The organism is Sphingobacterium sp. IITKGP-BTPF85, from assembly GCF_001006065.1.
Classification (GTDB): domain Bacteria; phylum Bacteroidota; class Bacteroidia; order Sphingobacteriales; family Sphingobacteriaceae; genus Sphingobacterium; species Sphingobacterium anhuiense.
Window position 1 is genome coordinate 1 of sequence record NZ_ASZT02000184.1, and the last position, 8,356, is coordinate 8,356.

Annotated in this window: 5 protein-coding genes and 1 tRNA gene; 3 read left to right on the forward strand and 3 right to left on the reverse strand. The window is 37.4% G+C overall.

Annotation, left to right across the window (positions count from 1 at the left end; translation table 11 throughout):
* The first annotated feature begins 76 nt into the window (after nt 1–76).
* Entirely contained in the window at nt 77–283 is a 207-nt protein-coding gene (locus L950_RS22755) for a hypothetical protein (RefSeq protein WP_021190404.1), read from the forward strand.
* 146 nt (nt 284–429) lie between these two features.
* Here the strand turns inward: L950_RS22755 and L950_RS22760 are convergent, their stop codons facing one another.
* Nucleotides 430–1,914 (reverse strand): RagB/SusD family nutrient uptake outer membrane protein, encoded by a 1,485-nt coding sequence (locus L950_RS22760; protein WP_031288512.1) that lies wholly within the window; start codon nt 1,912–1,914, stop codon nt 430–432.
* A 37-nt stretch (nt 1,915–1,951) separates the two neighbouring features.
* Entirely contained in the window at nt 1,952–5,062 is a 3,111-nt protein-coding gene (locus L950_RS22765) for a SusC/RagA family TonB-linked outer membrane protein (RefSeq protein WP_021190406.1), read from the reverse strand.
* Nucleotides 5,063–5,552: 490 nt separating this feature from the next.
* Between L950_RS22765 and L950_RS22770 the strand changes: the two genes are divergently transcribed.
* Nucleotides 5,553–5,625, forward strand: a tRNA-Ala gene (locus tag L950_RS22770).
* 506 nt (nt 5,626–6,131) lie between these two features.
* Nucleotides 6,132–7,313, forward strand: a complete 1,182-nt coding sequence (locus L950_RS22775; RefSeq protein WP_021190409.1) for a glycosyltransferase — start codon at nt 6,132–6,134, stop codon at nt 7,311–7,313.
* Nucleotides 7,314–7,387: 74 nt separating this feature from the next.
* Here the strand turns inward: L950_RS22775 and L950_RS22780 are convergent, their stop codons facing one another.
* Entirely contained in the window at nt 7,388–8,182 is a 795-nt protein-coding gene (locus L950_RS22780; RefSeq protein WP_021190410.1) for an HAEPLYID family protein, read from the reverse strand.
* Between the last annotated feature and the right edge of the window lie 174 nt (nt 8,183–8,356).

Genomic DNA, 8,356 nt, shown 5'->3' on the forward strand with positions numbered 1-8,356 from the left:
AACATCTTTTCATCTTTTTTCTTCTGTGCTCATGAAACAAAGATCGGCCTCGTAATCAGACTAAACAATATTGTACTTGGTAGGCCGGATACAAACAAAGGGTACTGTTGTACAATCAAACAACAGCTACACCAGTACAAATTATGATACAAAAGTCTTAATGACTATTTATGATGCGACTGGAAGACAATTGTTTTCGGACACAAGAAAACCATTTCTTGGCGGTGTTGACTCTTACAAAGGAGCACTAAAAACATTAGCCAAACGAGTACCTTTAAAATAATTATAGTTGACTGGAAATAAATAATAGTCTACTATTTGCTATATATAGAATATAATAAGAAAGATTAAAAATAAGCGTGAAATAAGTCATAAAAAACAGGCCCTTACTACTGTAAGAGGCCTGTTATTATTAAAAAGCAATTGCTATTATAAATTAGGATTTCTGACAATCTCTTCATTTGGAACAGTAAATAGATAATAAGGGCTATTTTCCACGAAATTTGATCCATCCGGAAATTTCACCACACGGTGCCCCTGCCCGTTCACAAGTTTGGTTCCGCCATTTGCTGTTTTAATCGGTACTTGAATTGGTTTACCTGTTTCATCAATATACAATTTACGCTGTACTTTTCCTTGGGTTCTGATAATATCAGATAAAGCGAACCCTTCACCCCACAATTCTTTACGACGCTCGATTAAGATCTCATCAATTAAGTTTTTCCCTTGGCTCACGTCATATAGTTTTGCTTGACGGGCAGTACGCAATGTATTTAATGCGGCAATGGCTTTTTCCTGCAGGCCTGCTCGCGCATAACCTTCGGCTTCAATCAATACCATCTCGGAAGAACGCATATATACGATATCTCCGATCACATTGGGCTTAAATTTGAATTTTTTATATCTTAAAAACCCTTCACGTCCAGCCAATGGATCCCACTCGAATAAACTGTAGCGCGTATCGCTTTCGTCAAATAAATTCTTAAAATAAGGATCTGCCATAAAGCTGAAATAATAAGATGCATCCGAGGATACGTCTAAATAATGAAAGGTATAACTAGCATTGCTTTGTTCAGTCGTCTGCTTATGTCCCCATATCCATTCTGAATTTCCAAGATCATTGAACCCTGCCTGATAATCAGCTGCACCCATAAGATTGTAAGTACTTCTTGCTTTTTCTGCAGCCTCAGCTGCTAGCTTCCATTCACCCACCTGCAGATAGGTACGTGCCAATAAACCCTGAACTACATGCTGATTGATCTTATATTTCTCGGTACGGGTATATCCTTCAAGAAGTGTTTGGCTATCTTTTAAGTCACTTAAAATTTGATCGTAAAGTTGCTGTAGACTTGCTCGCGGATTTCCTTTGGTCGCTGTGGTGCTTGGTTCAGTATAAATCGGTGCTGTTAACGCATTTTTATCTTTCTGATAACTAAACTGATAAAAAGAAGCTAGATTCAGATAGGCAAATGCGCGGAGTGCTTTTGCCTGCCCCTTTAACCTATTCTTATCTTCTGTACTGCCTTCAGCGCCATCAACTTTAGCAACAACATTATTGGCATTATCGATGACTTTATAAAGCAAAGTCCAGAAAGAGTTAATGCGGTAAGATCGGTTATTATTGAGTTCAGAAAAAGTATAAGCATCGCGGTACCCGTATTTTGTCGTCAAAGCAACGTCACTCCCCATGGCATCACTGGTACGCAAAATAGCTGAGTAGCCCGGATTGGCATACGTGAAAAACGTATCATTGAGGTATTTCCAAGTGCCATTAATAACCGTTTCAACATTCGCGGTCGTTTTATAAATCTCGGACTCAGCGACGGCAGTTGTCGGATTGGTGTCCAAGACATCTTTACAAGATGTACCGAGTAAGGAAACTGCCAAAAGTATATAGGTAGATTTTAATTTCATATTCATACTGTTTTATTTTTATATGATTGCCTAAACATTAAAAAACAAGCTGCAAACCTCCTGAAATGGTACGCATAGCCGGGTACCGGAAATAAGTAGCTCCATTTAATGTCTGCTCCGGATCCATTCCTTGATGTCCATAAAAAGTTAGCAAGTTTTCTGCTGTTGCAAATACGCGTACTTTACCGAGTCCAATTCTTCGGATTAAATCTCCAGGTAAACTATAGCCTAAGCTCACATTCTTTAAACGCGCATAAGTTGCATCATATAAAAAGCGTGTGGAGGTTGAAGTCCAGTTTAAATTATCTGTGGTCAACTTTGGGACGTTTGTAGCTGTATTTTCTGGTGTCCAATGATTCAACATTTCAACACTCCACGCTCTTCCCACATTATTTCCGGTATGCATCAACTGGATATAATCGTTATCCAACACTTGTCCACCTAAACTGAAGCTGACCAAAGCAGATAAATCAAAATTCTTATAACTAAAGCTATTGCTTACACCACCTATTAAATCAGGCAATGAGCTTCCGACATCAAAAAATCCAGCTTTAGTATACTCAGATGTTTTTTGATCTGTTTTTTTCCCGTCCTGATCGGCCACATACCATTGAGGTAATCCATTTTCAGGATTTACACCCGCCCATTCCGGCATAAAGAAATCATAGATCGTACCACCAACACGTAATGCACGTGTGCCCGTAATGATATCTTTGTTATTATTTGGCAGCGAGGTGATTTTATTGGTATAATGAGATAGATTCACATCCAAGTTCCATCTGAAGTTTTCAGTCAGTACTGGGATCGTGTGTATATCGATATCGAATCCTCTATTTCGAAGTGATCCAATATTAGCATCATAACCTGAATAACCGCTCGAATAAGGCATCGGCATTGTAAATAACAGATCTTTACTTTGGCGATTAAAATATTCCACACTTAATGAAACTCGATTTTTAAAAGCAGCAACATCCAAACCCACATTAAAGTTCAAGTTTGTCTCCCATTTCAGATCTGGTGTTGGCAATCGGCTTGTAACCGTTCCGCCTTCACCTAAACTATTGGAAATAGTATATAAGCCTTGGTAAGCATAGTAAGTTCCCAAGTTGTCATTTCCCTGGCCTCCATAACTAGCTCTCAAGGTTAACTGATTAAGAGCTGAAACATCTTTCAAGAAATTTTCCTGCGCAATTTTCCATGAACCGCCCACTGACCAGAAAGTTCCCCAACGGGTTTCAGGTGCAAAACGGGATGATCCATCGGTACGTAATGAGGTCGAGAAATAATAACGGTTATCATAGTTATATTCGGCACGTCCAAGGAAACTCAATAAGCTGTAATCGACGCTAGATCCTGTAAAATTATTCAATTGCGACGCTGCGACCGGTTCGTAAAATCCTGGAAGTACAAATCCCTGACGACTACCACTCATATTGGAACTGTTGAAATCATAATATTCCTGGCCGGCCAATACATTCAGATGATGAAGATCTAACTGCTTATCAAACGTCAAAATATTGTTCCAAGTTTGTCCTACAGTTCGTACATTAGATTTGGACACAGATCCTTTTGTATCTACACCAAAACCAACAGTAGGATTGGTATAATTATGGGTATTGCTATTGATGTAATCTAGACTATAGGTAGATCTGAATTTCAGGTCTTTTGAAAAAACAGCTTCAAGATAGGCTCTAGCGGCAACATTTTCTCTTCGGATATCATTTTTATCTAAAGGCAGTGAAGCTGCCAGATTGTTCTTTGGAGTAGCGCCACTCGGACGGTAAAGTCCAAAATCATATATTTTATTTCCGTTTTCATCCAGTACATAAGAACCGTCTGCTGCACGCTCGTAGTAAGGATAAAAAGAAGGTACTAAGCGGGAAAAATTGATAATATTAGCGGTGTTGCTATCTTCGGATTGGGGATATTTCTGCTGTGTACTGCTACCTGCTATATTGAGACCTGCATTTAACCAGGATTTCATCTTTCCATCGATATTGGCACGTACATTATACCGTTTGAAACCTGATTCAATTGCAATACCCTGATCATCCAAATAACTCCCGGACATAAAATAGGTATTTTTAGGACCACCGCCACTGAAACTTAAATCTCCTTGAGTACGCACACCTGTACGTTGCAAAACATCTGTCCATGGATCATTCCATAATGCTTTTGCTCCTGGAACTAATTTTCCATCCAGACCTACCGGCTGCGGAAATGCCGATCCATATGGATTTTTATTCAGATCAGTTATAACACTGTTCGTCGCATTTGTTGCTGCCTGCGCGGCTGTCAAACCATTTGAAAGGTTTTTATTACGAAGTGCCTCCCAATACATTTGGAAATAATCATCCGTAGATACCTGATCGTAGTCACGAACCGCTCTTCCAGAATAACCTTGGGTAAAATTAAGATTGATCGTCGTATTTTCAGAAGACTTACCACTTTTTGTCGTAATGATAATGACACCATTAGCACCTCTAGATCCATATAAGGCGCTTGAAGCAGCATCTTTCAGAACAGAAACGGATTGAATATCATTGGGATTGATCGAGTTGATATCTCCTGAAAATGGATTTCCGTCCACGACAAATAACGGTGAACTGGAGGCGTTGATAGAACCGATACCGCGAATTCTGATCGCCGCATCGGTACCGGGCTGACCTGAAGATGCGACCGACTGTAAACCGGGTACTTGACCTTCCAACGCTTTCGAAATACTGGAGACCTGTCTATTCTCAATTGCTTTTGCATTAACCGTGCTGACTGATCCGGTAATATTGGCGCGCTTAGATGTACCATAAGCGACCACCACAACCTCATCAAGGTTTTGACTGGTAACCTGCAAAGCGACAGTCAGATTAGCGTCGTCAGCTTTTACCTTTTGAGTCTCATAACCGATATAGGAAAATTCGATAATGGCATCGGTAACCTGCTGTACAGGGAGTGTAAATTCTCCATTTACATTCGTTGTTGTGCCCCTAGTCTGCCCGGAGAAAACAACATTAACTCCTGAAAGCGCTTTTCCTGTTGTGGCATCTGTAACTTTACCTTGTACATTGCGCTGCTGAGCCTGAAGTTGACTCATACTTGAGACGGTTAATACCGTAGCTAATAATGGAAAAATTTTGTTTGTTAACTGCATGTAATACTGTTTAGAATTTTAATACTGCACTTATAAAGCATATAATACGGACTCCATTTCACTTATATTTATTGAAAAACAATAATCTACTAAACTAGTAGTCTTTATTATGTGGCAAAAGTAATATTTTTATATATAGATTTAGTAGACTTTTTTGTCATAATTAAAGCACAATCAACAAACTACTCATTTACAAGGAATTATTTTTTTTCACTGCATCTAACAAGAACATAATGGTCCGAAGTCGAGGCTTTATGAAATCTCACTTGTATAAAATTTATACTTAAAAAAATAATAAAAACAGATTAGTACGCTCAAATACAATAAATTAACTTATGTGAAACAAACAGTTTTAAATCTGCATAAACCAAAATAGTCTATTACTCTAGCTATTCTAATAAAAAAATACAGAGCTTAACGAAAAAATTAGAACGCCGATGTTTTGAATTTCATATTAAAGTACTATCTTGGTCCTGTCTTACGACATACTGGGGTATTAGCTCATTTGGTAGAGCGCTTCGCTGGCAGTGAAGAGGTGATCGGTTCGATTCCGATATGCTCCACAGTAAAAAGGCTTATACATATTTATATGTATAAGCCTTTTTAATTTTTACAAATAAATTTAATGAATGACCACATTCATTCTTACTAAATTATCGACCACCTGTAAGCTAATTATATTTAATTATCTATTTCTTGCACGGTAATCTCGCTTTTTACCTCAGAACAAAAGCAAACCAATTCGTATCAGCCAACGCCAAAAACAAGAATATTTCTATGTGTCCGTACAAATACGCACGCTCTACGCTTAGTACTGTAGATAAGTAACAATCTACTTTAACTGACCTAAAAACTACGGTTATGTACATAAAAATAGGTTTTGGGTACAGCTTTTGATTTACAGCTTGCATAAAAAGGAAGTAGCATTTAATCATACTATATATTATGGAGCATATCGATCAAAAAGCAAAAGAAATGGGCTTAGACAGAGGATATTATTTATTATTGATGGCGATTTTGGATATACCTGTTGAGCAGGCAGATAATAACATAAGTAAGTAGCGAAAAGATGAAGAAAATTGTCATTATTAGCACCTGCCCTCCGCAGAAATGTGGACTTGCAACCTTCACTAAAGATCTGAAACAGGGAATGGAGCTCGATCCAGATGTAACAGTCGATCTAATTGCTGTATGTAAATTAGGTAAAGAAAAATTTGATAACTCAATACGATTTGTCATTGACAAGGATGGATTAGACAGTTATATGCAAGCGTCATGTATCATTAATGAAGAATATGATTATTGTATATTACAGCATGAATTTGGGATTTTTGGTGGTGCTGATGGCATTTTCATCAATAACCTGATCAATAACTTAAATATACCATTAATAACGGTTTTTCACACAATAATACAGGATCCAACCTTAAGGAAAAAAGAAATCATAGAATCACTGCTGAAAAAATCAAAGCAGGTCATTTCTCTTTCGCCCAAAGGGTGTACAATTTTGAAAGAGATTTTTCCCAATCTGAATCATCAAAAGATTAAAATGATTCCACATGGAGTTCCTCAGTTTGATTATAACCAAGGATTAGCAAAGCAAAAATTAGGCTTACAGCAACATTTTATGATGATGACTTTCGGCTTAATAAGACGGAGTAAAAATTTGGAATACGCAATTAAATCTTTGGTAGGTCTTGATTTACCAGATTTCAAATACTTTATTGTCGGAAAGACACATCCGCATGTATTGGCAAGTGAAGGTGAATCCTATCGTTATGAATTACAAAATCTGGTGGAACAATTAGAATTACAGGATAAAGTCGTATTTGTAGATGAGTTTTTATCGGATGAGCAACTCAAAGAATATCTTACAGCATGCGATATTTACATATCTCCCTATCAACATAAGGAACAATCAAGTAGTGGAACTCTATCGTTCGCAGTTGGAGCTGGAACAGCTGTTATTGCTACTCCCTATTGGCACGCTAAGGATTTATTGATCGATGACCGAGGCATACTCACACCTTTCGATGATATAGAAGCGATGCGCGAAAACATCATTCTTTTATATAATTCCCCAAGATTATTGGCTTGGTATCGGTTCAAAGCGCAAAGTTTTGGAGAACTATCAACATGGAGATTGATGGCAAATAATTATATTGAACTGTTGAGTAACCGCACAACCCCCATAAGGTCACTTGAGTATTTTGAAAATTACATATCTTTTGATATGAGAAGGGAAGCATAAGAAACCGAAGCCTCAGTATTTAAACGCTGAGGCTTTTCTAATATGTCAAGAAACTAAAACAAAGCTCGTAGGCCTTAGAACTTTGGTTCCCAAATTAATCTGGTCATAAAATCCATTTGAAACTCTTTTGATTTTATCGGAACACCACACACTAGACCTACTGCAAAATTAGGGGATAACGCTAACTTCATTTGAGGTCTCATGATATATTCTAAATGACCATGCTCGATACGCATATCATTTTCAATACCGATGTAATGACTTGAATTGGGAACCATGTAATGCACGTTTGCGTTCAATACAAAATTGGTTTCCATTCCTTTCTTTTTAAAGTGATATTCGAATTCAGGTCCTGTATAAATCAATGTACTGATCTGATTAAAATTCTTAGCTGCTATAAAGAAGGGTGATGATACAAAACCATCAAAAAGAGGTGTATTTCTTACAGTTGGATTTGATCGGCCAAATTCCATTTCATGTACATACCCGATAGCCAAAGAAGTCTGGTGTTTCTCATCTACCAGAAACGTATATTGTGTTCCTAATTTTAAACCTTCTATATGATTGGTTCTTTGCCCTACATTATCTTTTGCAAATAGTACAGGCACTTCAACTTCCAGTCCCAGACGATTAGCAACAGCCCACTCGTATTCAATAAAAGCATTATGCTCTACTTTATTTTTGAAACGTCCAGTACCATATCCAACATTAAATTCTGCTTCGCCTTTTCTAGCGCCAAGATCCCGCATGAGGTCTAGGTAGAGTGGTTCTGCATGTTTTACTTTTGCTGGCTTAGGTATTGTGGTTTCTTGTGCAAATAAAAAATTGGAAACGAATAGGAAAAATAAAAGTGTATATATAAATTTCATGATATTAATGTTTGAAACAAACTTATAGGCACATTTAGGAAAAAATTAGGAATTCTAATTGTATGTTGTCCTTATCTGAAATTTTTCACTTATATCAAGATTGCTCTTAATAAATTACGATGTCGAAGTGATCTTGAAATAAACGTTAGCAAATGATGAAACTGTGGGAGAAAA